Origin of the sequence: Enterobacter cloacae complex sp. IR5422 (genome assembly GCF_049238165.1) — a bacterium.
Taxonomy (GTDB): domain Bacteria; phylum Pseudomonadota; class Gammaproteobacteria; order Enterobacterales; family Enterobacteriaceae; genus Enterobacter; species Enterobacter roggenkampii.
On record NZ_JBMKHT010000051.1, the window covers coordinates 1 to 26,899 of the forward strand.

Here is a 26,899-nt window from a genome sequence, read left to right on the forward strand (position 1 = left end):
CGGGTCTGGCGGCGTTTACTGGAAAACTCACTGTCGGCAAAAGTCAGTTGCTGGCTCATCCGGTTACTCATTCTGGGTTCAGGTTACAACACGATGATCTCACATCTCGGACTTATTCGCACCTTCCCTAAGCGCTAAATTAGCTCCCCAACAAAACACAGAAAACTCCGTGTCTTTATCATCTTTAAAGTCACTGTTTCTGCTCGTCTTATTTCTGTTTCGTTTAAATATTCAGGAGTTAACCATGTCTCGTAAAGACGTTCTGTACACGCCTTATAATGGCGCCGTACTGCTGGAAAATCCGTTATTAAATAAAGGCCTCGCCTTTATTAAGGAAGAACGGGATAATTTTAATCTGCATGGATTATTGCCGCATAACGTTGAAACCATTGAGGAGCAAACGGAGCGTGCCTGGGTGCAGTTCTGCCATTTTAAAAGCGACATTTCCCGCCATGTTTATTTGCGCAATATTCAGGACACCAATGAAACTCTCTTTTACAACCTCTTGCGTTCGCATCTGAAAGAGACGTTACCGATTATCTATACCCCGACGGTGGGTGAAGCCTGCGAGCATTTCTCCACGATTTATCGCCGCGCGCGCGGCTTGTTTATTTCATGGCCTAACCGCCACCGCATTGATGAGATGCTGCAAAGTTTCTCGCGCAACGACGTTCGGGTGATTGTGGTGAAGGATGGAGAGCGCATTTTAGGGCTCGGCGACCAGGGTATCGGCGGTATGGGCATTCCGATTGGCAAGCTGTCTCTCTATACCGCCTGCGGAGGGATCCATCCGGCCTCCACCCTCCCGATTATGCTGGATGTCGGCACCAATAATCAGCAACACCTCGACGACCCGATGTATATGGGTTGGCGTCATCCGCGCATCAGCGACGACCAGTACGCTGAATTTATGGATATGTTTATCAGCACGGTTAAGGCGCGCTGGCCCAACGTCCTCCTGCAGTTTGAAGACTTTGCGCAGAAAAACGCCACCCGACTTCTGCAGCGCTACCGCGACCAGCTGTGCTGCTTCAATGATGATATCCAGGGCACGGCAGCCGTCACCGCAGGGACGCTGATCGCGGCGGCGCACGCGGCGGGGACGCGCATTCGCGACCAGCGCGTGGTGTTCCTGGGCAGCGGCTCTGCCGGATGCGGGATTGCTGAAAAAATTGTGGCGCTAATGGTCGATGACGGCCTGAGCGAGTCGGAAGCCCGCAGCCGGATCTTTATGGTCGATCGCTTCGGCCTGCTGACCGACGACATGACCAACCTGCTCGATTTCCAGAAAAACCTGCTCACCGCGCGCGACGCCGTTAGTCGCTGGCAGGTAGACTCGCAAAATATTTCCCTGCTGGACGTGGTGAAGAACGCACATCCCACGGTGATGATCGGCGTTTCAGGCCAGCCGGGGCTGTTCAGCGAAGAGATCGTCAAAGAGATGCATCGCCACTGTCCGCGCCCGATTATCATGCCGCTCTCGAACCCAACGTCGCGGGCGGAAGCCCAGCCGCAGGACCTTATCGCCTGGACCCAGGGTGCCGCGCTGGTGGCCACCGGCAGTCCGTTCGCCCCGGTATTCTGGGAGAATGCGCACTATGAGATTGCCCAGTGTAACAACGCCTATATCTTCCCGGGCCTTGGGCTTGGCGTGCTGGCCTGTAACGCGCGCCGGGTGACGGAAGAGATGCTGATGGCAGCAAGCCGCAGCCTGGCCGCGCAGTCTCCGCTCGTGACCACGGAAAGAGGAGGATTACTGCCGCCGGTAGATCAGATTGAAACGGTCTCACGCCAGATTGCCGTTGCCGTCGCCTGGGCCGCCATTGAACAAGGCGTGGCGCCAGCGTTAGATGATGAAACCCTGATGGCGCGTATCGAGAAAACCTGGTGGCAGGCGGACTATGCGCCGTACCGCCGATCCGCGCTGTAGCGTCGGTCATGCCCTCACCGCAGGGTGAGGGCATCGCTGTGGTGTCAGTGCTGTATGCCTGAACGGTCAGAAAAATCGCTGGCGGAGAGACTATCACCCCGAGTTGCCGCCTGTTTCAGACGGGCATACCGGTCAGGTACCCCTTCAGGACGGGTTTTGAAGCGACGGTGCAGCCACATATATTGTTCAGGCGCCATGCGTACGGCCTGCTCAATTGCCCTGTTCATCTGCGTCGCCACGGCTTCTTTATCGCCGCCCTGCAGCGCCTCGCTGATATCCTCCAGAATGATCAGCTCGTAACCGGTGCCATCCGCCCTGCGGCGCGGCACAAAGGGAATAACGGCAGGGTTAGCGCTTTTGACCAGCATATAGCTGCCCGCCGTCGTCGCGGCATCCGGCACCGCAAAGAACGGCACAAACACGCTGTTGGTTTTGCCATAGTCGTGATCCGGGGCGTACCACAAAATTTCATTCTGCTTCAGCGCGCGGATCATGCCCTTTAAATCATGGCGATCGAGCATGGTTTTGTTGGCGCGCAGGCGCCCTCGCGTCTGAAGCCAGTCCAGCAGAGCATTGTTATTAGGACGATAGACCCCGATACCGGGGTTAAGCATGCCAAATATCCGCGCGCCCAGCTCAAGGGTCAGAAAATGTATCCCTACCAGCACCACGCCTTTTCCCTGCGCCCTCGCCTTTTCCATGTGCTCATACCCCTGCACGGTAAAGCATTTCTTTACCCGCCACGCAGGCCAGAACCATGCCATTCCGGTTTCGATTACCCCCATTCCTACCGATTCAAAATTACGCTGCAGCAATGACTCGCGTTCATCCTTTTTCATCTCCGGGAAACAAAGCTCCAGGTTGCGGCGGGCAATCTCGACGCGGCGAGGCAGTAAGCGCATCGCCAGTCGACCCAGGCCATGACCGATTCTGAACAGAAGCGGATAAGGGAGCAGCATGATGAGCCACAGAGCCGCAATGCCGGCCCAGCTTAGCCAGTAACGGGGATGAAGAAAGGCGAATGAAAAACGGGGTAATTTTGTCATCAGAAAATTATCCTTTAACGTGTCTGTCCTTAATTGATTCTGTTGGAGATCTTTCCTAAGGATGAATAATATGCCAGTCAGAAACGTTAATTGTAGCGGATAAGACAAAACGCATTTTTATCGATTTTTGCGAAAAACGGGAAGTCGAGCCGGGAAGGATTTATCCGCTCCCCGGCAGAAGCTCTTACATCGAATACCCGGGCTTCTTAATAAGCTCCTCCAGCTTCGGTCCAATTTCGGTATCCCAGACCTGCGCCTTCCAGTCTTCAGGCGCGATCTGCTTCAACGCCACCGACACGGAACTGTCTTTACTGTTGAAATGGCGAATAATCACGTCGGCAATATCTGCCGCCAGGGCAGCTTTCTGTTCGTCGTTTAAATCACGGGGAAAACATTTAATATCTACGTGTGGCATGTGCAGGCTTCCGGTTGTGAATGTGGGTTCCACGTTATCAGATAATTTTGTTTGCCTTTAACACCTTGTGCAGTTCCGGTCGCTGACATACAGCGTCCGCAATCGCCGTGAATTTAGGGGTATTTTCGGCAAACCAGGCGTAACGGGGCCCCCAGGTGCGCGCGACCGCAATATACACATCCAGCAGCGTCAGCCGTTCCCCCAGCGCAAACGGGGCAGCCTTAAGCTGGCTTTCGAACCACATATAGAGGGATTTCCGGTATTCGATGCAGTTTTTCTGCAGCTGTTCCGGCGCATCCGGCACCCAGCGTTCGGGATAGTCTGCATAGGTAAACGTGGGATAGACGTTGGCTACGAACCAGATGAGCAAACGCTGAAACTGCTGACGTTCAGCCTGCCCCACGGGCGGGGCGAGATCGGGACACCGGTCGAGCACCATCAGGGCAATCGCCGCCGTTTCGGTCATGATGGCGCCATTTTCCAGCTCCAGCGTCGGCACCTGGCACAGCGGATTGAGCTTGTGCAGCAATTCACGCTGCGGACCGGGCTGGTCAAACCCGTCCACGTTGATGAATTGATAAGGGATATCAGCCAGGGTCAGCATCACCTCACTGATTGCCGAGCCCCAGCCGGGTACGCCATAAAGTTTAATCATGTTGCCCCCTCAGGAGTGAAAATCCTAAGTGTAGAGCACCATTAGTAGGTTATCCCAGGCGGGTTGACCTCCGATTGCGTCACCGCTTCGCCCTGCTCGCCCCAGCGCGCCAGCACCTTCTGGTACTCTCCGCGCTCAATCGCACCGTTCAGCGCGGCCTGCAGGGCATAAACCAGTTGATTGCCTTTTTTGGTCGTGGTGGCGACATAAGCTTTCTTCGGCCCTAAACCGACCACGCGGGTTTTGCCGGTGAGCGCCGCTTTGTAAGCTGAAACCGACTGGGGGCCGAAGAACACATCCGCCCTGCCGGACTGGATATAGAGATTGCCCGAGGCATCGTCGTGAAGATAGACCGGCAGCGCAGGCGCCCGCCCCGCCTTTTTATTCTCTTCGTTCCAGCCCAGCAGGATGCGCTCCTGATTGGTACCCGAGCCGACAATCACCTTTTTCCCGGCCAGATCTTCCGCGCTTTTGATTGACTGAATCTCGCTGGTGGATTTCACCGAAAACGCCAGCGAATCAACGCGGTAGGTCGCAAAATCAAACTTCTCTTTACGCTGTTCGGTCACCGCAATGTTCACCAGCGCCACGTCGTAGCGCCCGGAAGCGATCCCCAGCGGCCAGTCTTCCCACGCCGTCGGCACCAGCTTTAGCTTCAGCCCCAGGCTGCCCGCCAGCAGGCGGGCAATATCCGGGTCGCTGCCGATCCGCGTGCGGTTATCGCTGGCCAGCAGCGCCAGCGGCGGGGAGTTTAGCATCGAGACGGCGACCGTCAGCGTACCTGGCTCAACGAATTTATAGCCGGCGGGGATCTTCGCCACGGCCTGCCGATCCACCGTCACCGGCAGCGGCTGCTCGTTGGCTTTCAGATCGATGCTGGCGTGGCTCGCCGTCGTAAAAAGCAGTCCCGCCAGAAGTCCGTATTTCATCTGCGCTCCTTACAGCACTTTTGACAGGAACTGGCGCGTTCGCGCATGTGACGGACGGTTTAATACCTCGTCACTGCTGCCCTGCTCGACGATTTTTCCGTCGACCATAAACACCACCTGATCCGCCACCTCGCGGGCAAAGCCGATCTCGTGGGTCACTACCACCAGGGTAGTGCCGGACCGGGCCAGTTTTTTGATCACGTCCAGCACCTCTCCCACCAACTCTGGATCCAGCGCCGAGGTGGGTTCATCAAACAGCATCACGCGGGGACGTAACGCCAGCGCGCGGGCAATGGCAATGCGCTGCTGCTGGCCGCCGGAGAGATGGCGGGACCAGGCGTCGGCTTTATCCCGCAGCCCGACCACGTCCAGCAGGCTGTACGCGGTTTCCACCGCCTCTTTTTTGCTGAGCTTTTTATGCGCGATGGGCGCCTCAATCAGGTTTTCCAGCACCGTGAGATGGGGAAAGAGATTGAAGTTCTGGAACACATAGCCCACGTTGACGCGCTGTTTGAGGATCTCTTTCTCCTTCAGCTCGTAGAGCTTGTCGCCCTGGCGACGGTAGCCAATGTAGTCCCCGTCGATCTGAATAAAGCCTTCGTCGACGCGCTCCAGGTGGTTAATGGTACGCAGCAGCGTCGATTTTCCCGACCCGGACGGCCCGAGGATGACCGTCACGGATCCCGGCGGGATCTCAAGCGACACGTTGTCGAGCGCCTTATGGCGTCCAAAATATTTGCTGACGCCGGTAATCGAGATATGTCCTTCAGGAGAGGCTTGCATGGATAGGCTCCTGTGCTGGCGTGGTGGTGACAGAACGGGTACGACGGGCGGCACGGTTCTGATTAACCGCAGAGCGGCGTTCGCTGCGGGCGAGTGCGCGTTCAACACCATACTGGATAGCGGACAGGACGGTGGTGATCGCCAGGTACCAGGCGGCACCGACCATCAGCAGCGGGATCACCTCCTGCGTGCGGTTGTAGATCATCTGAATGGTATAGAACAGCTCCGGCATCGCCAGGACGTAGACCATCGCCGTGCCCTTGGCGAGGCTGATGATTTCATTGAACCCCGACGGCAGGATGGTGCGCAGCGCCTGAGGCAAAATGATGCGCACCGTGCGGCGCCAGGCCGGCAGGCCGAGCGCGGCGGCGGCCTCATACTGCCCGTGATCGACCCCGAGGAAACCACCGCGAATGATCTCGGCGGTATAGGCGCTCTGCACCAGCGTTAGCCCCACCACGGCGGTAGAGAACTGCCCCAGCACGTTGATGGTTTCAAAGCTGCCCCAGGTGATGCCGGTGAACGGCACGCCGAGCGAGAGCGTGTCGTAGAGATAGGAAAAGTTGTACAGGATAATCAGCACGACGATCAGCGGCAGCGACCGAAACAGCCAGATGTACGCCCACGCCAGGCTGCTCAGCAGCCAGGATGACGAGAGTCTCGCCAGCGCCAGCATGCCGCCAAACACCACGCTCAGCACGGTACCGATCAGCGTCAGCAGCAGGGTCTGCCCGACGCCTTCGAGGATCACCGGGTCGAAGAACCAGCGGGCGAACACCGCCCACTCCCAGCGCGGGTTAAAGGCGACTGACTGAATCACGACCGCCAGGACAAACAGCGCCACCGCGGCGCCGACGGCCCGCAGCGGATAACGCGCCGGGACCACCTTAATGGTTTCAACGTTGCTCATCGTCGTTCCTCATGCGGTTTTGCTGAACGCTTCACGTACCAGCGTTTTGGTGAAACGCAGCCGACCGTCAAACGGCGGCTGGCTATACTCTTCCGGATCGCGGTTCAGATCGAACTGCGGCTGATAGCCCTGGCTGAGATAGAGCCTGACCGCTTCCGGCTGACGAAAGCCGGTTGTCAGGTAGATCTGACTGTACCCTGCCAGCACCGCCCTGCGCTCCAGTTCCTGCACCACGCGCCCGGCAAGCCCCTGCTGACGCAGGGTTTTGTCCGTCCAGATGCGTTTGATTTCCGCGGTGCGTTCGTCGAACGGTTTGTACGCGCCGGTGGCGATAATCTTCCCGTCGCGCTCCAGGACGATAAACAGCCCCTGCGGCGCTAAATACCACTCGGTGAGCTCCACTTCCGCGTCTTTGGAAAAGTAGTCCCCGTAGCGGGCCGCATACTCCCCGAACAGCCCCTCGATAATGGGCTGAAGTTCGGCGTCTTCCGGTGAAACATCACGAAATCGTTCGTTCATTACGCCTCCTTAATCGCCCAGGCCAGCCGGGTTCACTTCGGACTGCGGAATGCGCTCAACCCCTTCACCCCAGCGGTTCAGCACTTTGTCGTAATCGCCGTTTTTGATGACGCCGTTCAGCGCGGTTTGCACCGGCTCAACCAGCCCGCTGCCTTTTTTCAGCGTCACCGCAATGTGCGCCGCCTTCGGCCAGCCGCCGTCGACGCTGCCCACCAGTTTGGTTTTCCCGTTCAGCGCGGCTTTCCAGGCGCCAATCACGTTCGGGCCAAAGTAGGCATCCGCGCGCCCGGACTGCAGCGCCAGGGTTTGGGCCGCATCGTCTTTGGTGTAGATCGGGGTAAAGGGCTTCAGTCCCTTCTTCAGGTTTTCAGCATTCCACGCCAGCAGGATGGCCTCCTGGTTGGTGCCGGAGCCCACGATAATCCGCAGCCCGGCGATGTCCTCCGCTTTCTGAAGCGATTTGATTGGGCTGGTGGATTTCACGTAGAAACCGAGGGAATCCTTACGGTAGGTGGCGAAATCAAACTTCTGTTTGCGCTCCTTAGTGACGGTGATGTTGCTGATGGCGGCATCGTATTTCCCGGACGCGACGCCCAGCGGCCAGTCTTCCCAGGAGGTGGGCACCACGTTCAGCTCCAGCCCAAGGCTGTCGGCCACCAGACGGGCGACGTCAACTTCGCTCCCCAGCAGCGTTTTGTTGTCGTCGGAGAAGACCGTCAGCGGCGGCTGATTGAGTCCCGCCACCGCAACGGTAAATTTCCCCGGCACGGCAAAGCGATAGTCTTTCGGCAGCTGTGCCACCGCCTCGCTATTTTTCGCGGTATTAATCGGCGTCTTATTGGCCTCGATGCTTACGCCGGTGCCGTTAATATTGACGTTCTCTGCCCAGACGGCAGGGGTAAAGGCCAGCGCGAGCGCCAGAACAAGCGATGATTTCTGCATAGCGGGGTTCTCTTTTATTGTTGTGTGTACTGGTTTTTCGGTTGGTCTAAGCCAAGGCTTTCGCGCAGCGTGGTGCCCGGGTAGTCGGTACGGAACAGGCCGCGAGACTGCAGTATCGGTACCACCTGGTCAACAAAGCGCGGGAAGGTGTCCGGCGTACCGCCCTGAATGATGAAGCCGTCTGCGGCATAACCCTCAAACCAGGCCTGCAAACCGTCAGCCACCTCCTCCGGCGTGCCGGAAAAGCGCGGGCGCGGCGAAGCGGCTTCAAGCGCCACCTGACGCAGGGTTAAGCTGCGTTCGCGGGCATTACGCTTGATTTCATCCGTGGTGCTGCGGAAGCTGTTTTTGCCTAAGTCGCCGATATCCGGGAACGGCTCGTCGAGCGGATACTGGCTGAAATCGTGATGTTCGAAATAACGCCCGAGGTAATTGAGGGCGTCATTAATCGACACCAGCGCCGCCGTGGTCTGGTACTGGTGTTCCACGTCATCGGCATCTTTCCCCACAATCACGCTAACGCCCTGGAAAATATAGAGATCCGACGCGCGGCGGCCGTTTGTTTCCAGCTGCTGTTTTACGTCCTGATAAAAGGCTTTTGCCTCGTCGAAGGTCTCGTGGTGGGTAAAAATGGCGTCGGCATGTTTCGCCGCCAGCTTTTTCCCGTCGTCCGACGCCCCGGCCTGAAAGACAATTGGTCGCCCCTGCGGCGTGCGGCCAATATTCAGCGGACCGGCGACCTGGAAGAAGTCACCGTGGTGATCGAGCGTATGCAGTTTGGCCGGGTCAAAAAACTGGCCGCTTTCTTTGTTGCGGATAAACGCGTCCCCTTCCCAGGAGTCCCACAGCCCTTTCACCACGTCGAGATACTCATCGGCAATCCGGTAGCGCAGCGCATGCTCGGGGTGTTTTTCACGGGAAAAGTTCTTTGCTGACCCTTCCAGCGGCGAGGTCACCACGTTCCAGCCCGCGCGGCCATTGCTCAGGTGATCGAGGCTGGCGAACTGGCGCGCCGTGGTAAAGGGCTCGCTGTAAGAGGTGGATAAGGTTCCCACCAGCCCCAGACGCGAGGTGATGCTGGCCAGAGCGGAAAGCACGGTTAACGGTTCAAACCGATTCAGAAAATGGGGGATCGATTTCTCGTTGATATAGAGACCATCGGCCACGAAGAGAAAATCGAGCTTCCCTTCCTCGGCCTTTAACGCCGTCGCTTTCACGAAGTCAAAGTTAATACTGGCGTCGGCAATCGCCGCAGGATGGCGCCAGGCGGACATATTCCCAGATGCACCATGCAGAATGGTGCCCAGCCGCAGTTGTCGGGTTGCAGACATCTTTACCTCTCCTGAATTAAACGTGTTGCAGGGCTTTTTCCGCAAGCTGTGCAAAATAGCGGGCGGCGGGCTCAATCAGTGCTTCATCCGGATTAAAGGCCGGGTGGTGTAAACCAAACGGGCTGTTGCTGCCAATGCTGACAAACGCGCCGGGAACAGACTGCAAATAGACCGCAAAATCCTCCCCGCCCATATGCAGTTCCGCGTGCCGGGTTTCATATCCGGCCTCACGCGCGACCGAGGTGGCAAAATCAGCCCAGCGTTCGTCATTCACCAGCGCGGTAGGCCCGGCATACCAGGTGATATCAATCTGTGCGCTGAAGGCGCTGGCAAACCCGGCGGCAATTTCACCCACGCGGGCTTTCACATTCTGCTGCACTTCCGTGCGATGGGTACGCAGCGTGCCTTCCAGCTCGACGCTTTCCGGCAGCACGTTCCAGGTGTTACCGCCCGCGATGCGGGTCACGCTCAGCACCACCGAATCCAGCGTGTTGACGTTGCGGCTGGCGACGCTTTGCAGCGCCGTTACCAGCTGGCTTGCCAGCACGATGGCGTCGTTGCCCTCATGAGGACGTGCGGCGTGCGCACCTTTACCGGTAATGCGGATCACGAAGCGGTCGACGTTGGCGTAGAACGGCCCGCCGCGGGTGGCGAACTCACCAACCGGCAGGCCGGGCTCGTTGTGCATACCGAAAATCGCGCTGACATCGCGCAGGGCACCGGCCCGCACCATGCTCTTCGCACCGCCAAAGTTCTCTTCAGCAGGCTGAAACAGGATGCGCACCCGGCCGTTAAGCGAGGCCTCCCGCTCTTTCAGCTTTAACGCGGCGCCGAGGATGACGCTGGTGTGGATATCGTGTCCGCAGGCGTGCATCACCCCGGCATGCTGTGAGCTAAACGGTACGCCGCTGCGCTCCTCGATCGGCAGCGCGTCAATGTCGGCACGCAGCGCAACCAGCCTGCTGCCCGTCCCGATTTCCGCCACCAGCCCGGTCGACAGGTCGTAAGGCTGCGGGGCGATCCCGGCATTCGTCAGCCACTGGCGCAGGCGCGCGGTGGTTTCGACCTCCTGGCCGGACAGCTCCGGGTTCTGGTGCAGTTCGCGGCGCCAGGCAATCAGTTGTTCGCCAAAACTCATACGGTGACCTCCTTGTTAAGACGCGCCCCGGCCAGCAGGCGCAGCGACGCGACGCGCGTAGCCCCCTCCGCCACCGGCGTGTCGATGATAAATTCGTCAATGCCCCACTGCTGGTGCAGCGCGTTGAGCTGTTCCACTACCGACTCAGCCGTGCCCGCCAGCAGCGACTGCGCGCGACGTGCAATGCGCACCGGCTCACTGCCCGCCTGGCGCGCAAACGCGTAGGCCTGCTCTTCGCTGGCCACGGTGACACGCTGCCCGTTTGCCAGCTCAACGCCCCACACTTCGACCTTCTGCGCCAGCGCGTCTGCCTCGGCCTGCGTCGGCGCGACAATCGCCTGCACCGCCACTATCACGTCCCGCGCGCTGTTCTCACGCCAGGTCGATACCACCTCGCGCAGCAGGTCCGGGTCACCGTTCAGGTGTGCGGCAAACACAAAGTGCCAGTCGAGCCTGGCGGCCAGCAGCGCGCTTTCGGTACTCGCGCCCAGCAGGAAAGCCTCAGCAGGCAACGGCGGCAGCGGCGTGGCGCGGACGGCCTCTTCAATAGCGTGATGCTCAGGACGGATCCAGCGGTCGAGCTGGGCCAGCTGTTCGGCAAAGCTGCCCTTTTCCTGTTGATTCAGGCCCTGCTGCAGCGCGCGGGTTGAGAGCGGTAATCCACCGGGGGCTTTTCCAACGCCGAGATCGACGCGGCCAGGCGCCAGCGCGGCCAGCACGTTGAAGTTCTCGGCGACTTTATAGGGGCTGTAGTGCTGAAGCATTACGCCGCCAGACCCGACGCGAATGCGCGTGGTTTGCCCGAGGATCCAGGCAATCAGCAGCTCCGGCGAGGGGCTGGCAAGCTGTGGGGTGTTGTGGTGTTCGGCAATCCAGAAGCGGTGATAGCCCAGATTTTCTGCCTGCTGCGCCAGCGCCAGGGTACGCGCCAGTGCATCGGCAGCCGTTTCGTTTTCAGCGATGGGGCTTTTATCCAGAATGCTGATTCGCCATGACATGTTGCGTTCTCGTTTGACTTAACATGTCGACATTATTAAAGGCGCATTTCACCACTGAGAAACAATTAATTTACATTTAGTTTGCCGGAAAACAGATATATAAAACCCTGCTAAGAATAAGACTTTAAGGAGGCAATCAGCGTTTCCACCTGCTCCCGACGGGTAATGCGGACGAAGCGAATATGGCTATATTGCGGGTTTTGCAGGTCGGCTTCATAGCGCGTACGGTTATTACGCCAGGTTTTGATCGTCCAGATGATAATGGATTCTCTGCTGAAGAACGCGCGCCGGAAACTCTCTTTGTTTCCCGTTCCCGGCCAAAGCTCGTGTTTATGCCAGGCCCGCTTTATTGCTCGGGTGACGGCCTGCCAGAGGGTGCGGGTAAACCCATAATCCACCCAGACCACCACATCGACATTGCGCCATTTCACAGGCCGCGTGCGGTTGTAGTTACCGTCGAGCACCCAGTCTGGCGAAGCCTGTAGCGCCTGCGCCAGCTTTGCCTGAAACTCGTCGTCCGGCGTGCCCTGCCAGTTAGCCTGCCAGTAGAGTCTGTCCATCTCGATACAGGGAATAGACAGCGCGGTCGCAATCTGCTTCGCCAGCGTGCTTTTTCCGCTCCCGCTGGTACCGATGACGTTAATTTTCACCTCAACCTCCCTGTATTTACGAAAATGTGACCAAATGATAGCGTTTTCATCCTGTTAACGAAACGCTATTTCAGCATGACAATTTTTCCAGAGAGACGATCTCCCTCTTGCAGTTTGGCTTATGTCATTTATTTAAGCCGATTCAAAATAACACTCACTAAAATATTTTCAATTTTATTACATTCGACAACATTAACAGATTAAAAATAATGAATGCCGGGTATTTCGGAGAGTCTCAATTTCAGCGAGAATATATCCAGACCGTTATTAAAATAATCACACTTATCTTGCCGGAGCGCTTTCCGGGCTTTTTTATTCTTGCACAACATCATGGAGTTACTCATGAGGCGTAACACCCCCGTTACACAAAACGAGTATTTGCTTAACGCCGGTTCGACGTTAATGTCCACTACCGATATAAAAAGTCATATTACCTATGCTAACTCGGCTTTTATAGAGGCCAGCGGATATAAAGAAGAGCATCTTCTGGGGGAGCCGCATAACCTCATCCGCCATCCCGACATGCCTGCCGAAGCGTTTGGCGACATGTGGTTTACCCTCCAGCAGGGTGAGACCTGGACAGGTCTGGTGAAGAACCGTCGTCATAATGGCGATCACTACTGGGTGCGGGCCAACGTGACGCCGGTCTGGCAGGGGGAATCCCTGACCGGCTATATTTCGGTGCGCAATATCCCCTCACGGGAGGAGATCGCGGCCAGTGAAAAACTGTATGCAAAAGTGCGTAATAACGAATTAAAACATCATCGTTTTTATAAAGGACTGTTCGTTCGGCGCGGTATATTTTCCTTTTTGTCGCTCTTTAAATGTCTCAGTACCGGAAAACGAATTCAGCTTGGTATTACTGTGACAGCATTACTTTCCTGCCTGGCGATGTATTTATTCCGCGATCGTCTCGTTCAGGCCGCCACTCTGGTGCTGCTTTTTTCTGCGCTGTCCTGTTATCTTCACGCGCAGATCGCCCGGCCGGTAAAATCCATTGTTCAACAGATGCAGCGCGTGGTTTCAGGACGTAAAACGGACTATTACCATTTTGACAGGATCGATGACATCGGGCTGATGATGCGCCTGGTGAATCAGTCTGGTTTAAACCTGAACTCGCTGGTTGATGATGTCGGGGCGCAAATCAGCGGTATTGGCACCATCAGCCAGCAGGTCGCGAAAGAAGGCGCGGCGCTGCAGGCGCGTTCTGAAGAAACCGCCGATTTCTTGCAGCAAACCGCATCTGCGGTTGAAGAGATCGCCAGCGCCGTGAAGCAGACGGCCGAAACCGCGAACGAGGCGATTCAAATGGCGGATCGCACCCGCGACAGCGCCCACTGCGGTGAAGCGATGATGAAAGAGACCATCGGTATGATGCAGTCCGTTTCGCAGGATAACGGCCAGATCGTCGATATTATCAGCGTTATCGATCGTATTGCCTTCCAGACCAATATTCTTGCGCTGAATGCCGCCGTGGAAGCGGCGCGCGCGGGTGAAGCCGGCCGCGGCTTTGCCGTGGTCGCGGCTGAGGTGCGCAATCTTGCGCAGCACTCCGCGACGGCGGCGAAAGAGATCAAAGCGCTGATCGAGAAAAACGTTGCCAGCGTCAACGCTGGCGTGGAGAAGGTGGGACAAACCGAATCACAGCTGACGGTTATGATCGACAACGTGCTGCGGGTCTCCTCCCTGATTAAGGAGATCGGTCACGCTACGCAGGAGCAAACCCAGGCGCTGACGCTCATCAACGCCTCCCTCTCCCGTATCGGCGCAATGACCCAGAGCAATACGGGGATGGTGGATAACGTCACTCACGCCGCGAATCACCTGACGCAGCGGACGACGCGCCTGAAGCAGGCAATTGCCGTTTTTGGCGGTTAGCCGTTCGGGTACTGCTCGTCGGTCACTTTTTCCAGCCATGTTACCGGGCTGCCGTTTACCGCTTCGGCGATGGCAATATGCGTCATCGCCGTTTGCGCACTTGCGCCGTGCCAGTGCTTCACGCCGGGTGGGATCCAGGCGATATCGCCCTGATTCAGGATTTCCGCCTCTTCGCCCCACGCCTGTAGCCAGCCGCGACCCTGCGTCACAATCAGCGTTTGTCCCAGGGGATGCGTATGCCAGGCCGTGCGCGCGCCCGGCTCAAAGGTTACGGTTGCCCCGCCGACGCTGGCAGGTTCGGTCGCCTGAAAGGGCGCGTCAATGCGAACATCCCCGGTGAACCAGGCTTCCGGTCCTCGTACTGAAGGTAATGAACCGCTGCGGATAATTTTCATCTTTTGCTCCTCGTTGACTGTTGCGTTAACAGTAGCGCAAAGCACTCCGCAGCATTAGGGTGCATAATCAGATAGGACACATGACTGAAACTCATAAATAGAACCGCGATGCTAAAAGATAATTTCAACGATCTGCTCTCCTTTATGGTGGTGGCCCGCGAGCGCAGCTTTACGCGCGCAGCGGCGCAGCTGGGCGTCTCGCAATCGGCACTGAGCCATGCGATGCGCAAGCTTGAAGCGCGATTAGACGTTCGCCTGTTAACCCGCACAACCCGCAGCGTGGTTCCGACACCCGCGGGTGAGCAGCTTTTTTCGCGCCTCAGCCCGCATCTGCTGGAGATCGAACAGGAACTCACGGCGCTTCGCAGCAGCCGCGACAAACCCGCAGGCGCTATCCGCATCGTCGCCGGCGAGCACGCGATGGACGCCGTGCTCTGGCCGGTACTGAAGGCTTTTATGCTGCAGTATCCTGACATTAACGTCGAAGTGACGGTCGACAATGGCCTGACAGATATCGTCGATGGCCGCTTCGACGCGGGGGTTCGCCTGGGTGAACAGGTGGCAAAAGACATGATTGCGGTGCGGATTGCGCCGGACATGCGCATGGCGGTCGTCGGCTCCCCGGATTACCTGGCTCGTTTTGGCGTGCCGCTCGTGCCGGAGCAGCTGGGTGAACACCGCTGTATCAATCTCCGCCTGCCCACCCGAGGGGGATTGTATGACTGGGAATTTGAGCGCGACGGGCGCGAGCTTCGCGTGCGGGTTGACGGACAGCTTACGCTGAATAACCTGTCGCAGCGCATCGACGCCGCGGAGAATGGTCTCGGATTAGCCTACGTGCCCGAGTCCTCGGTTCTGGACGCTCTGAATCAGGGACGGCTGGTCAGGGTCCTTGAATCGTGGTGCCCCACGTTTGAAGGATACCACCTCTATTATCCGAGCCGTCGGCAGCACACAACCGCGTTCAGGTTACTTCTCGATGCCCTGCAGCTGCAAAAATTTATACCATCTGGTAATAATTAAGAGAATCTGATGATTAAATAATCAACCCCGCCATTGTTTTGACTAAAAACTCATCACGTTTCAGCGTGTTGTGATCCCCGTCTGCTCTGACCACACGATTTCCTTCGACGTGCATCACTTTCGGCACGGTTATATTTTGCGTCGCTTATGAATTGCAGGTAGGATGCCTCGCCATGTTTCGCCTTATCCATACGCAGAATGACTGGGAAGGCGACATGTGTTTGCGCAGAAGCAATCGTTTGTATTGCGCTCTGCCAGGCAGGACTATCACGATAATGGTTCAGACAGGCAAACAGGTAACTCAATGAAAACAAGCAATAAAAGCGCAGCCGATCATCACGCTGCTAAACGTCGCTGGTTGAACTCCCACGAAGAGGGCTACCACAAAGCGATGGGCAACCGTCAGGTTCAAATGATCGCCATCGGCGGCGCTATCGGAACGGGTCTGTTTTTAGGTGCGGGTGCACGTCTGCAGATGGCTGGCCCGGCTCTCGCCCTGGTCTATCTGGTGTGCGGGATCTTCTCTTTCTTCATTCTCCGCGCGCTGGGCGAGCTGGTACTGCATCGCCCTTCCAGCGGCAGCTTCGTCTCTTACGCCCGTGAATTCCTCGGTGAAAAAGCCGCTTACGTCGCGGGCTGGATGTACTTCGTCAACTGGGCGATGACCGGTATCGTCGACATCACCGCCGTTGCGCTGTATATGCACTACTGGGGCGCGTTTGGCGATGTGCCGCAGTGGGTCTTTGCGCTTGGCGCCCTGGCGATTGTCGGCACCATGAACATGATCGGCGTGAAGTGGTTCGCGGAGATGGAGTTCTGGTTTGCGCTGGTTAAAGTGCTGGCCATCGTGGTGTTCCTGGTCGTGGGTACCGTCTTCCTCGGCAGCGGTAAGCCGCTGGATGGCAATGCCACCGGCTTCCACCTGATAACCGATAACGGCGGATTCTTCCCGCACGGTCTGCTGCCTGCGCTGGTGCTGGTTCAGGGCGTCGTGTTCGCCTTCGCCTCCATCGAGCTGGTGGGCACCGCAGCAGGTGAATGTAAAGATCCGCAGACGATGGTGCCAAAAGCCATCAACAGCGTGATCTGGCGTATCGGTCTCTTCTACGTCGGCTCCGTGGTGCTGCTGGTGCTGCTGCTGCCGTGGAACGCCTATCAGGCGGGTCAGAGTCCATTCGTCACCTTCTTCTCGAAGCTGGGCGTGCCGTACGTGGGCAGCATCATGAACATCGTGGTCCTGACCGCAGCGCTCTCCAGCCTGAACTCCGGCCTCTACTCGACCGGTCGTATCCTGCGCTCCATGTCCATGGGCGGTTCTGCGCCGAAGTTCATGTCCAAGATGAGCAAGCAGCACGTGCCGTACGCCGGTATTCTGGCGACGCTGGTGGTCTATGTCTTCGGCGTGTTCCTGAACTATCTGGTGCCGTCTCAGGTATTCGAAATCGTTCTGAACGTGGCGGCACTGGGGATTATCGCGTCCTGGGGCTTTATCGTGGTCTGCCAGATGCGTCTGCGCAAAGCGATTAAAGAAGGAAAAGCTGCTGACGTCAGCTTTAAGCTGCCTGGCGCACCGGTGACCTCCTGGCTCACCCTGCTCTTCCTGTTCAGCGTGCTGGTGCTGATGGCGTTCGACTACCCGAACGGCACCTACACCATCGCGACCATTCCGCTGCTGGCCGTGCTGCTGATTGCGGGCTGGTTCGGCGTGCGTAAACGCGTTCATGAAATTCACAGCACCGCGCCGGTTCATCCTGACGATGAAAAACACGACGCCCCGCTGGTAGAAGAAACCTCGCGTTAATAAAAAAGCCGGGTGGCGGCTTCGCCTTACCCGGCCTACATTTCATGGTTTTGTAGGCCCGGTAAGCGGCAGCGCCACCGGGCAATCCCATCTTACAGAGCAATACGCATCACATCGTCAGGCTGGGTGGCTTCCTGCTGGCGGGTAGATTTCTGTTTCACCGTCACGTACAGGGTTTTGCCATCCGCAGAGAGCGCCAGGCTGTTCGGGTAGACCGGCGTGTCGAAGGTTTTCGTCACCTTATATGTTTTCCCATCAATGACGCTCACCTTACCGGCTTCACGGTGCGTCACGTAGGCTTCATTGCGGGCCGGGTTAAACAGGACCGCCAGGGATTCCGGCGCGGCGATTTTCTCGATCACGCTACCGTCTTTCAGGCTCACCACCAGCACTTCCGGCTGTTTTGAATCGGTCAGGAATGCGCGCTGACCGGCAGTGTCGAGGCTCAGGTTCAGGTAGAAGTGCTCTTTACCGTCATCCTGCACCTTTTTACGGGCAATAATTTTATTGCTGGCCGTATCAATCGTCACCAGTTCGCCGTCCGCATTCGTGGTGTACAGACGTTTCGCCTGCGCATCCAGCGCCAGGCCGGTGCTGTAGGTGCCCGTATTGGCAATGGTTTCTTTCAGCTTCAGCGTGGCGCCATCCACCACCCAAATCACGCTCTCTTTACCGACACCGGTAATGTAAATCGTGTTGCTCGCGTCATCTGCCACCAGCTGGCGCGGCTGCAGCGGTTTGACGGTTTCGCTGCGCTGACGCCCGTCCAGCACCAGTCGCCCTTTTACGTCACCCGTTTTTGCATCAATCGCGGTTACCGCGCCGTTGATCGTATTGCCGAACCACAGCGTTTGAGTCGCCTTGTCAAAGGTGGCACCAAAGGGTTTCAGATCGCTATGGATTGCCTGCGTCACGTCCAGCGTGACCGGATCAAGACGGTAGACAACCCCGCCCTTGTCGGTTTTACGGCTTTGCGAGGTGGCCACCCACAGCGCATTCTCCTGCTGGCTCACGGCCATTTCATACGCCCCTTTGCCCACCGCTTTACGCAGTACCTCTTCGGCGGCATGCACCTGGAACGTCCCGGCAAGCAGTAAAGTGGCAGACAGCAGCGACAGGCTCAGACGCGGCGAGCACAGTTGACGTAAAGACATATCAATTCCTTTTCTGAAAAGTGGGGTTGGGCTGACATCACTTCCGGCAGACAACGTCATGGCATTGTCTTTTGATAATGAGAATAGTAATCATTAATGTGTTAAATGTGGAGTTTTTCTTTCCCGCTTCGCCTTCCATTAACGCAATGTGCGGTTATAGTTTTCAAAACTTTTACAAAACCTTTAACATATATGGACATGTTCCATTTGGTTCGTTTATACACCACAACCGGTTTTATTCATGAAAATCATTTCTGCCCGTAAGGCTTCTCTCCCGCTGCTGCTGGTTCCTGTTATTTTTGCGCCGCTCACCGCCGTGAGCGCAGAGGAACAGACCATGATCGTCAGCGCCACGCCGCAAACCGTATCGGAGCTCGATACTCCGGCCGCGGTCAGCGTCGTCAATGGCGACGATATGCGCCAGGCCGCGCCCCGCATTAACCTGTCTGAATCCCTTGGCAGCGTACCCGGGCTGCAAATTCAGAACCGTCAAAACTACGCCCAGGATCTCCAGCTTTCGATGCGCGGATTTGGCGCCCGCTCAACCTTCGGGGTGCGCGGTATCCGTATGTACGTCGACGGTATTCCAGCCACCATGCCGGACGGACAGGGCCAGACCTCCAACATCGACCTTTCCAGCGTGGAGAGCGTTGAAGTCCTGCGCGGTCCCTTCTCTGCCCTGTACGGCAACGCCTCTGGCGGCGTAATCAACATCAACACCCAGACCGGGCAGCAGCCGCCGACCATTGAAGCCAGCAGCTATTACGGCAGTTACGGGACCTGGCGCTATGGCATGAAAGCCACCGGCGCGATGGGTGACGGCACCCACGCCGGGGACGTGGATTACACCGTCTCCACCACCCGCTTCACCACCAAAGGCTACCGCGACCACAGCGGCGCGCGTAAAAATCTCGCTAACGCCAAACTGGGTGTACGGATTGACGACGCCAGCAAGCTGACGCTGATTTTCAACAGCGTGGACATGAAGGCCAACGATCCGGGTGGACTGAATTATCAGGAGTGGCGTGACAACCCGCGTCAGTCGCCGCGCGGCGATCAGTACAACACCCGTAAGACCATCAAGCAGACCCAGGCCGGCCTGCGCTACGATCGCCAGCTCAGCGCTCAGGACGACCTGAGCGTGATGATGTACGCCGGCGAGCGTGAAATGACGCAGTACCAGTCGATTCCGTATCAGCCGCAGCTAAAAGCCACTCACTCCGGCGGGGTGATTGATATGCAGCGCCACTATCAGGGCGTGGACACTCGCTGGACACACCGCGGCGAGCTGCTGGTTCCGGTGACCTTCACCACCGGTCTGAACTACGAAAACATGAGCGAAGACCGTCGCGGATACGAGAACTTCGTGATGCGCAACGGCGTGCCGGACTACGGCGTCAAAGGCGATAAACGTCGTGACGAACGCAACCTGATGTGGAACGTCGATCCTTACCTGCAAACGAGCTGGCAGCTGACGCAGAAACTCTCTGTCGATGCGGGTGTTCGCTACAGTTCGGTTTGGTTTGATTCCAACGACCATTACGTTACGCCGGGCAACGGCGATGACAGCGGTGACGCGAGCTACCACAAGTGGCTCCCGGCGGGCGCCGTGAAGTATGCGGTGACGGATGCGTGGAACCTCTACGCTGCCGCAGGGCGTGGCTTTGAAACGCCAACCATCAACGAGCTCTCCTATCGCGCCGATAACCAGGGCGGTCTGAATATTGGCCTGAAGCCGTCCACGAATAATACGTATGAAGTGGGCAGCAAAACCCGCATCGGCAACGGCCTGCTGACGGCGGCGTTGTTCCGCACCGATACGGATGACGAGATCGTGGTGGACTCCAGTTCCGGCGGCCGTACAACCTATAAAAATGCCGGGAAAACCCGTCGTCAGGGTGTCGAAGTTTCCCTGGATCAGCAGTTCGCGGAGAACTGGAAGCTGAAGATGGCGTGGACGTACCTGGATGCCACCTACCGGACTAACGTCTGCAGCGACGCAGACTGTAACGGTAACCGTATGCCGGGGATTGCGCGCAACATGGGCTTCGCCTCGTTTGGCTGGCAGCCGGAGGAAGGCTGGTATGCGGGGACAGACGTGCGCTACATGAGCGATATCATGGCCGACGACGAAAACACCGCGAAAGCGCCGTCCTATACGGTAGTCGGGCTGAATACCGGGTATAAATTTAACTACGGCAACTGGGGAATGGACGTCTTTGGCCGCGTCGATAACCTGTTCGACAAAGAGTACGCGGGCTCGGTAATTGTCAACGAGTCCAACGGTCGTTATTACGAGCCTGCACCAGGCCGAAACTATGGCGTCGGACTGTCGGTCTCTTATCGCTTCGAGTAAGCAAAAAGAAAAGTTTATTTTATAAATGAAATAACCCTCCTGATGGCATTAAGCCATCAGGAGTTATTCACCAGATAAATAATTAGCGGCGGTATATAGTCGCTCTAATAAATAATCTCTCAGTTAAAATATTGTCGCTGTAAAAGAGAATCTGCTTCATCAATCAACTTATCAATCGCCTTCTGGCTCGCATCAACATCTCTCCGCTCAAGGGCCGAAAGCAGCTCGTCATAGTGATACGTTGCCGTTTTGATGTCGTTAAGTTCGTGATGCAGGTAGTTCATGCAGGGCCCGATGCGGACCCATAGCTGTTCAATTAAGGCATTAAGCGTAGGCATTTCCGCATACTGATAAAGCGTAAACCTGAAGATACGATTCGCATGCAATGCCTGCTGAACGTTTCCATTGCGCATGGCCTCATGGAAAGCCTCTGACATTTTGCGCAACGCCTCCAGCTTGCCGTCTGACATCTTCTGGCATGCTGCGGCGACCGCCATTGGCTCAAGCTGTTTTCTGATGGCGTTAATCTCGTTATAACGCTCCAGCGTCACTTCAGGGACCAGAAATGCCTGTGCGGGCGTGGCGTGAAGCGCGCCTGAGGAGACCAGGCGCAACAGCGCTTCGCGGACCGGCGTAATACTGGTGCCTAATTTATCAGCAATCTCTTTCGTAATCAGTCGTGCTCCTGGTTTGAGAGAGCCTGTAATTAACGCCCCTTTCAAACTGTGTTCAACCTGCATGGTAAGGCTAACCCTTTGGGCTTTTTCTAAGTGATCCAAATCAAGCATGTGGAATTCCTGTAGCTAAAACTTAATGCTATTTTTAAACGCCAGTTTTAATAAAACGGCGCCGGTACGATATATCCTGTATCGTCATGCCTGGTGGTGGGAAGTACAAAAAACAGCAAAAAAAGTAAACGTCATTTTTTTTATCGTTTTCGGGCTCATCGGGGATGATGGCGCGAAAAGTCATGTCCAGTAATTAAAGACAATATATCGTATCTTCACAAATAAATATGGCGGGAAACCCCGCCATATTGCGCTTTATTTATTGTCACTCGCGACGCGAATCACGACTTTGCCGAAGTTTCGTCCTTCCAGCAGGCCAATGAGCGCCTCGGGGGCGTTTTCCAGCCCGTCCGTGACCTGTTCGCGATAGTGGATTTTTCCCTCCTGCACCCAGCGCCCCATCTCTTCCTGGAACTCATGGATGCGATGTCCATAGTCCTGGCCGATGATAAAGCCCTGCATCCGAATGCGTTTCTTGAGAAGGGTCGCCATCAGAAGCGGCAGGCGGTCTGGCCCGTCAGGCAGGCCCGTCGCGTTGTAGCCGCTCACCAGGCCACACACCGGCACGCGCGCGGAGGTGTTCAGCAGGGGCAGCACGGCGTCAAACACTTTCCCGCCGACGTTTTCATAGTAGACATCAATGCCGTTCGGGCAGGCCTGCTTGAGCTGGTCGGCAAAATCCGCCGCGTGGTGATCCAGACACTCGTCAAACCCGAGCACCTCAACGGCATGGCGGCATTTCTCTGCGCCACCGGCGACGCCGACCACCCGGCAACCTTTGATTTTGCCGATCTGCCCAACCGTCGCGCCAACCGGGCCGGTCGCCGCAGCCACCACCAGCGTTTCACCCGCTTTCGGTTGCCCGATATCCAGCAGCCCCATATAGGCGGTAAAGCCCGGCATACCCAGTACGCCCAGCGACCAGGAAGGATGAGACGGATTTCCGCCCAGCTTCACCAGGCCGCTGCCGTCCGAGAGTTCATACTCCTGCCAGCCGCTGTAGCCCAGCACCCATTCACCGGCTTTGTAGTCGGGATGGTTTGACTGTTCAACGCGGCTGACCGTTCCCCCCACCATCACCGCACCGAGCTCAACCGGCGGTGAATAGGATGGCGCGTCGCTCATGCGACCCCGCATATAAGGATCCAGCGACAGCCAGACGGTACGAAGCAAAAGCTGCCCAGCCCCTGGTTCCGGAACAGGCTGCGTTTCCAGACGAAAATTTTCCGCGACCGGTGCGCCCTGTGGACGAGAGGCCAGCACCCAGCGGCGGTTATGCGAAACAGAGTGATTCATCAGGATCTCCTTCTGGTACAAATGTCATTACAGCCTGGCTCACGTTCGGCGTTATCGCATTAGCATTACGAGCCAGACTGGTTAAGCCGTACAACCAGATAGATGCAGGATTCGTTCGTCTCGTTGATGAACCGGCAGTCATTAGGCGGCCCCAGCTCCAGACAGTCTCCGGCGCGCATCTCGTGGCGGGTGTCGCCCTCCTGAAACACCAGCTCACCGGACTGCAGCCAGATAAGCTGACGCGCCAGCGCGTAAGAAGAGGCCGGCATCGGAACATCGCTGCCCGCAGGCAGTTCAACCTGAACCAGGTCGATGGGCAGATCGGTACGGGGGGAAACATGGCGGCGGAGGTAGTGCGTCTGCGGGTCGCGCCAGACGGGCTGATTTGCCAGGCGCAGCAGCTTGCCCTCCTGCATTTCGGCCCGGGCAATCAGCGTTGACATGCTGATGCCAAACGCGCCCGACAGGCGGGCAAGCAAGGTGGCTGTCGGGCTACTGTCCCCGCGCTCGATTTTATGGATCATGGCGCGGGAGACGCCTGCCCGGTCCGCCAGCTCGCTCAGGGACCACCCGCGAGACTCGCGTTCAAGGCGAATTCTTGCGCTAATCCGTTGATTCATTGTGTCTGTTATGGTGTTCATGACGTCATACTATAGTGTATGAACGGCAATTCAATGGGCTTTTGATAACAAAAAAATATGGCTTATGCCGTAGCGATCGGGCGATACAGTTGTGTAATATCGTAGCCATAACGTAATACTATAGTGAACAACACACAGAGGCTTCATCATGATCGTTCGTCATGCCTGCAAAGAAGACTGCGCTGCGATAGGCGAGATTTACAACCACGCGGTGCTGCACACTGCCGCGATCTGGAACGATAAAACCGTCGATACCGATAACCGCATCGCCTGGTTTGAGGCGCGCTCGCTTGCGGGCTACCCGGTTCTGGTGAGCGAGGAAGACGGCGTAATCACCGGCTACGCCTCTTTCGGCGACTGGCGCGCCTTTGACGGCTTCCGTCATACGGTTGAGCACTCGGTCTACGTCCACCCGGCCCATCAGGGCAAGGGGATTGGCCGCACGCTGATGAAGGCGCTGATTAACGAGGCCCGCGCCATCGGTAAACACGTGATGGTGGCCGGGATTGAAGCGCAAAACCATGCCTCGATACACCTCCACGAAACGCTCGGCTTTGTGACGACGGGACAAATGCCGCAGGTGGGAACCAAGTTTGGCCGCTGGCTGGACTTAACCTTTATGCAGCTGCAGCTGGACGAGCGCAGCGACCCGGACGCGATCCCATGAATCAGTCACTGACGCTGGCGTTTCTGGTGGCGGCGGGTATTGGCCTGGTGGTGCAAAACACCCTGATGGTGCGTATCACCCAGTCCTCCTCCACCATTCTTATCGCGATGCTGCTGAATTCGCTGGTCGGCATCGTGCTGTTTGTCAGCATTCTGCTGCTGAAACAGGGCGTCGCCGGGTTCAGCGAGCTCGCCGCAACGGTGCGCTGGTGGACGCTTATCCCGGGACTGCTGGGGTCGTTTTTTGTGTTTGCCAGCATCAGCGGCTATCAGAACGTTGGCGCGGCGACGACCATCGCCGTACTGGTGGCAAGCCAGCTGATTGGCGGGCTGGTGCTGGACGTGCTGAGGAGCCAGGGCATCCCGCTGCGCGCCCTGATCGGCCCGGTGTGCGGCGCGGTGATGCTGGTGGTCGGGGCCTGGCTGGTGGCGCGACGCCAGTTTTGATGGTTACAGTATGGTGCCGCCTTTCGTCAGCTGTTCCTCACGCGCGTCCATCTCCTCTTTATGCTGCTTACCGTGGTGCGAAATCGCGGTGCGCAGACGCTGCTGCTGAGTGTAGCGCTCTTCACGGCTGAGCTCTGCATCATCGCTTAATTCGATCAGCAGTTCGTTCATGTGGGTAATCACGCTCTCTTCGATGGCGGCATCGACGCGGGCGATAACTTCGTTTAAATGTGACATTGTCACTCCTCATTATGTGCCCGGTGGCGCTACGCTTACCGGGCCTACAGGTGCCAAATGTAGGCCGGGTAAGGCGGAGCCGCCACCCGGCTAAAAAGGCTTAGTTCAGCTTCGCTTTTGAGAAATCGCTGCCCATCAGGCTTACGCTGTACCCGCTCACGTTGCTGCGGGTCGCGTAGAACGTTTTCCCGTTTGCGAGCGCAATCCACGGTGCCTGCTGATAGAAAATCTCCTGCGCCTGGCCATAGAGCTTGGCGCGCTCAGCCGGGCTGCTGGTCAGCTTCGCTTTTTGTACCAGGGCATCATACCCCTTATCGCACCAGCGCGCGGCGTTTGAGCCGGTTTTAATGCTGTTGCAGCCGAGCAGCACATCGGCAAAGTTGTCCGGGTCGCCGTTGTCGGACATCCAGCCAAACAGCGCGGAGTCATGCTCGCCTTTACGCATTCCGGAGAGATATTCGCCCCACTCGTAAGAGACAATTTTGGCCTTCACGCCGACTTTTGCCCAGTCGCTCTGGATCATCTCCGCGATACGACGCGAATTCGGGTTATACGGACGCTGCACCGGCATTGACCACAGCGTGACTTCCGCGCCCTTCTCCAGACCCGCCTGCTTCAGCAGGGCTTTCGCTTTTTCAGGATCGTAGCTGTAGTCCTTCAGGTCTTTATTGAAGCCCAGCATATTTGGCGGGATCGGTGATTTTGCCACCGCGCCCGATCCCATAAACACCGCATTAACGATGGCCTTCTTGTCAGTCGCGTAGTTGAGCGCCTGACGCACCAGCACGTTATCAAACGGTTTTTTCTCGGTATTAAACGCCAGATAACCAACGTTCAGCGCATCGACCGAGTGCAGCGTCAGGTCTTTGTTGTTTTTGATGGCGTCAAACTGAACCGGGGATGGCGCAGGAATGATCTGGCACTCGTTGGTCTGCAGCTTCGCCAGGCGGGTTTCCACGTTTGGCGTAATGGAGAAGATGAGATGCTTAGTCGGCACCTCGCCTTCCCAGTAGTTCGGGTTCGCGACGTAGCGGATCAGAGAATCCACTTTATACTGCTGCAGCACGTAAGGCCCTGTACCAATCGGCCAGGTGTCCACGTTTTCAGGCGTGCCTTTTTTCAGCATCGCGTCGGCGTATTCCGCGGAGAGAATCGAGGCGAAATCCATCCCCCAGTCGGCCAGAAACGCGGCGTTGGGTTCGCTGAGTGTGAACTGGACGTGGTAGTCATCGACCTTTTTCACGTCCTGGATCAGCTTATCGAGACCCACATCGTTAAAGTATTCGTAGTTGCCCTGCGACACGTTGTGGTACGGGTGTTTAGGGTCTTTCTGGCGCATGACCGAGAAAATAACGTCATCGGCATTAAAATCGCGCGTCGGTTTGAAGTATTTGTTGCTGTTGAACTTCACCCCTTTACGCAGGGTAAAGGTATAGGTCTTGCCGTCCGGGGAGATTGTCCAGGACTCCGCCAGCGACGGCACCGGAGTATTTTTCACCGGGTCGAAATTGATCAGGCGGTTATATAGCACCTGAGAGCTGGCCACAAAAGACGGGCCAGAGCTGGCGATTTGTGGGTTGAAGGACTCGGGGGAGGCTTCTGAACAGTAAATAAGGGTGTCGTTGTTTGCCGCCCATGCGGCACCGGCTGGTAACAGCGCGCTCAGCGCAAGGGCGAGCAGTGTTTTCCCTGTAGACATGGTTATAACCCTGACAGTTTTATTATATAGGACAGTAATAACAGCACAGGCGTTTTGACCTGGCAAATAACGAAACACTATCAGGTTATTCTAAAGCCGCGGTTTTTGCTGTTTTAACCGCCAGCCCCCAGAAAGACGATTTGTCTTAAGGAAGTTGCGATTAAGTGGTCCGCAGCTCCCGATATGACGCCCCAAACCGTCCTTTATCGACGTCCTGTGGCTCAATTTTCCAATTTTCAGCCCAAAATCGTCTCTTCGTGGCTGATTTTGGC

At 57.0% G+C, this 26,899-nt stretch carries 24 protein-coding genes and 1 pseudogene; 7 read left to right on the forward strand and 18 right to left on the reverse strand.

Annotated elements, in window-relative coordinates; genetic code table 11:
- Positions 1-244: 244 nt before the first annotated feature.
- Entirely contained in the window at positions 245-1,930 is a 1,686-nt protein-coding gene (locus ACOTXT_RS19095) for an NAD-dependent malic enzyme (RefSeq protein WP_333166238.1), read from the forward strand.
- Between the two features lie 44 nt (positions 1,931-1,974).
- Here the strand turns inward: ACOTXT_RS19095 and ACOTXT_RS19100 are convergent, their stop codons facing one another.
- The 11 genes and pseudogenes from ACOTXT_RS19100 to ACOTXT_RS19150 all read right to left on the reverse strand — a co-directional run bounded on the left by ACOTXT_RS19100 (position 1,975) and on the right by ACOTXT_RS19150 (position 12,246).
- Entirely contained in the window at positions 1,975-2,976 is a 1,002-nt protein-coding gene (locus tag ACOTXT_RS19100; RefSeq protein WP_333073748.1) for a Kdo(2)-lipid IV(A) acyltransferase, read from the reverse strand.
- 184 nt (positions 2,977-3,160) lie between these two features.
- On the reverse strand, positions 3,161-3,391 hold the full coding sequence (gene pptA, locus ACOTXT_RS19105; protein ID WP_008501760.1) for a tautomerase PptA: 231 nt from the start codon (positions 3,389-3,391) through the stop codon (positions 3,161-3,163).
- Positions 3,392-3,428: 37 nt separating this feature from the next.
- On the reverse strand, positions 3,429-4,046 hold the full coding sequence (locus ACOTXT_RS19110; protein ID WP_159125272.1) for a glutathione S-transferase family protein: 618 nt from the start codon (positions 4,044-4,046) through the stop codon (positions 3,429-3,431).
- 41 nt (positions 4,047-4,087) lie between these two features.
- Positions 4,088-4,975 carry an ABC transporter substrate-binding protein gene (locus tag ACOTXT_RS19115; RefSeq protein WP_046092134.1) on the reverse strand — a complete coding sequence of 296 codons (888 nt, stop codon included), beginning with the start codon at positions 4,973-4,975 and terminating at the stop codon, positions 4,088-4,090.
- 9 nt (positions 4,976-4,984) lie between these two features.
- A complete protein-coding gene (locus ACOTXT_RS19120; protein ID WP_021240228.1) occupies positions 4,985-5,758 on the reverse strand; it encodes an amino acid ABC transporter ATP-binding protein in 774 nt (257 codons plus the stop codon).
- Entirely contained in the window at positions 5,742-6,668 is a 927-nt protein-coding gene (locus ACOTXT_RS19125; RefSeq protein WP_008501764.1) for an amino acid ABC transporter permease, read from the reverse strand. The genes ACOTXT_RS19120 and ACOTXT_RS19125 overlap by 17 nt, the downstream gene beginning before the upstream one ends.
- A 9-nt stretch (positions 6,669-6,677) precedes the next feature.
- Positions 6,678-7,187, reverse strand: coding sequence for a GNAT family N-acetyltransferase (locus ACOTXT_RS19130; protein WP_257183856.1), 510 nt, complete (start codon positions 7,185-7,187; stop codon positions 6,678-6,680).
- A gap of 9 nt (positions 7,188-7,196) precedes the next feature.
- Positions 7,197-9,460 (reverse strand): annotated as a pseudogene (locus ACOTXT_RS19135) (NtaA/DmoA family FMN-dependent monooxygenase).
- Between the two features lie 16 nt (positions 9,461-9,476).
- Positions 9,477-10,598, reverse strand: coding sequence for an amidohydrolase (locus ACOTXT_RS19140; RefSeq protein WP_021240231.1), 1,122 nt, complete (start codon positions 10,596-10,598; stop codon positions 9,477-9,479).
- Entirely contained in the window at positions 10,595-11,596 is a 1,002-nt protein-coding gene (locus ACOTXT_RS19145) for an LLM class flavin-dependent oxidoreductase (RefSeq protein WP_025910898.1), read from the reverse strand. The genes ACOTXT_RS19140 and ACOTXT_RS19145 overlap by 4 nt, the downstream gene beginning before the upstream one ends.
- 110 nt (positions 11,597-11,706) lie before the next feature.
- Positions 11,707-12,246: an AAA family ATPase gene (locus tag ACOTXT_RS19150; RefSeq protein ID WP_248224297.1), complete on the reverse strand. Its 540-nt coding sequence runs from the start codon at positions 12,244-12,246 to the stop codon at positions 11,707-11,709.
- Positions 12,247-12,588: 342 nt separating this feature from the next.
- Between ACOTXT_RS19150 and ACOTXT_RS19155 the strand changes: the two genes are divergently transcribed.
- On the forward strand, positions 12,589-14,124 hold the full coding sequence (locus tag ACOTXT_RS19155; RefSeq protein ID WP_333166223.1) for a methyl-accepting chemotaxis protein: 1,536 nt from the start codon (positions 12,589-12,591) through the stop codon (positions 14,122-14,124).
- Here ACOTXT_RS19155 and ACOTXT_RS19160 read toward each other — a convergent pair.
- Positions 14,121-14,519 carry a (R)-mandelonitrile lyase gene (locus ACOTXT_RS19160; protein ID WP_333166220.1) on the reverse strand — a complete coding sequence of 133 codons (399 nt, stop codon included), beginning with the start codon at positions 14,517-14,519 and terminating at the stop codon, positions 14,121-14,123. The genes ACOTXT_RS19155 and ACOTXT_RS19160 overlap by 4 nt on opposite strands.
- A gap of 108 nt (positions 14,520-14,627) precedes the next feature.
- Between ACOTXT_RS19160 and ACOTXT_RS19165 the strand changes: the two genes are divergently transcribed.
- Together ACOTXT_RS19165 and ansP are read left to right on the forward strand one after the other, a co-directional pair.
- Complete coding sequence (locus ACOTXT_RS19165; RefSeq protein WP_333166217.1) at positions 14,628-15,542, forward strand: LysR family transcriptional regulator; 915 nt, start codon at positions 14,628-14,630, stop codon at positions 15,540-15,542.
- A 304-nt stretch (positions 15,543-15,846) separates the two neighbouring features.
- Positions 15,847-17,343 (forward strand): L-asparagine permease, encoded by a 1,497-nt coding sequence (gene ansP, locus ACOTXT_RS19170; RefSeq protein WP_008501774.1) that lies wholly within the window; start codon positions 15,847-15,849, stop codon positions 17,341-17,343.
- 92 nt (positions 17,344-17,435) lie between these two features.
- Here ansP and ACOTXT_RS19175 read toward each other — a convergent pair whose 3' ends face one another.
- The gene (locus tag ACOTXT_RS19175) at positions 17,436-18,497 is read right to left on the reverse strand and encodes a YncE family protein (protein WP_063448765.1); all 1,062 of its coding nucleotides are present in this window, start codon (positions 18,495-18,497) and stop codon (positions 17,436-17,438) included.
- 241 nt (positions 18,498-18,738) lie between these two features.
- On the opposite strand from ACOTXT_RS19175, the gene pqqU reads away from it, so the two are divergent.
- Complete coding sequence (gene pqqU / locus ACOTXT_RS19180; protein ID WP_023292301.1) at positions 18,739-20,853, forward strand: TonB-dependent receptor PqqU; 2,115 nt, start codon at positions 18,739-18,741, stop codon at positions 20,851-20,853.
- Positions 20,854-20,972: 119 nt separating this feature from the next.
- On the opposite strand, the gene ACOTXT_RS19185 is transcribed toward pqqU, so the two are convergent.
- The 3 genes from ACOTXT_RS19185 to ACOTXT_RS19195 form a co-directional block, all read right to left on the reverse strand.
- Positions 20,973-21,641, reverse strand: coding sequence for a GntR family transcriptional regulator (locus ACOTXT_RS19185; protein WP_021240238.1), 669 nt, complete (start codon positions 21,639-21,641; stop codon positions 20,973-20,975).
- 255 nt (positions 21,642-21,896) lie between these two features.
- Positions 21,897-22,937 (reverse strand): NADP-dependent oxidoreductase, encoded by a 1,041-nt coding sequence (locus ACOTXT_RS19190; protein ID WP_248275718.1) that lies wholly within the window; start codon positions 22,935-22,937, stop codon positions 21,897-21,899.
- A 65-nt stretch (positions 22,938-23,002) separates the two neighbouring features.
- Positions 23,003-23,578 carry a helix-turn-helix domain-containing protein gene (locus ACOTXT_RS19195; RefSeq protein WP_206805129.1) on the reverse strand — a complete coding sequence of 192 codons (576 nt, stop codon included), beginning with the start codon at positions 23,576-23,578 and terminating at the stop codon, positions 23,003-23,005.
- Between the two features lie 148 nt (positions 23,579-23,726).
- Between ACOTXT_RS19195 and ACOTXT_RS19200 the strand changes: the two genes are divergently transcribed.
- Together ACOTXT_RS19200 and ACOTXT_RS19205 are read left to right on the forward strand one after the other, a co-directional pair.
- A complete protein-coding gene (locus ACOTXT_RS19200; protein ID WP_023292298.1) occupies positions 23,727-24,245 on the forward strand; it encodes a GNAT family N-acetyltransferase in 519 nt (172 codons plus the stop codon).
- Positions 24,242-24,691 (forward strand): DMT family transporter, encoded by a 450-nt coding sequence (locus ACOTXT_RS19205; protein WP_023292297.1) that lies wholly within the window; start codon positions 24,242-24,244, stop codon positions 24,689-24,691. The genes ACOTXT_RS19200 and ACOTXT_RS19205 overlap by 4 nt, the downstream gene beginning before the upstream one ends.
- Before the next feature lie 3 nt (positions 24,692-24,694).
- Here ACOTXT_RS19205 and ACOTXT_RS19210 read toward each other — a convergent pair whose 3' ends face one another.
- Together ACOTXT_RS19210 and ACOTXT_RS19215 are read right to left on the reverse strand one after the other, a co-directional pair.
- Positions 24,695-24,928, reverse strand: coding sequence for a YdcY family protein (locus tag ACOTXT_RS19210; RefSeq protein WP_023292296.1), 234 nt, complete (start codon positions 24,926-24,928; stop codon positions 24,695-24,697).
- A gap of 100 nt (positions 24,929-25,028) precedes the next feature.
- Entirely contained in the window at positions 25,029-26,627 is a 1,599-nt protein-coding gene (locus ACOTXT_RS19215; RefSeq protein WP_333166592.1) for an ABC transporter substrate-binding protein, read from the reverse strand.
- Positions 26,628-26,899: the final 272 nt, after the last annotated feature.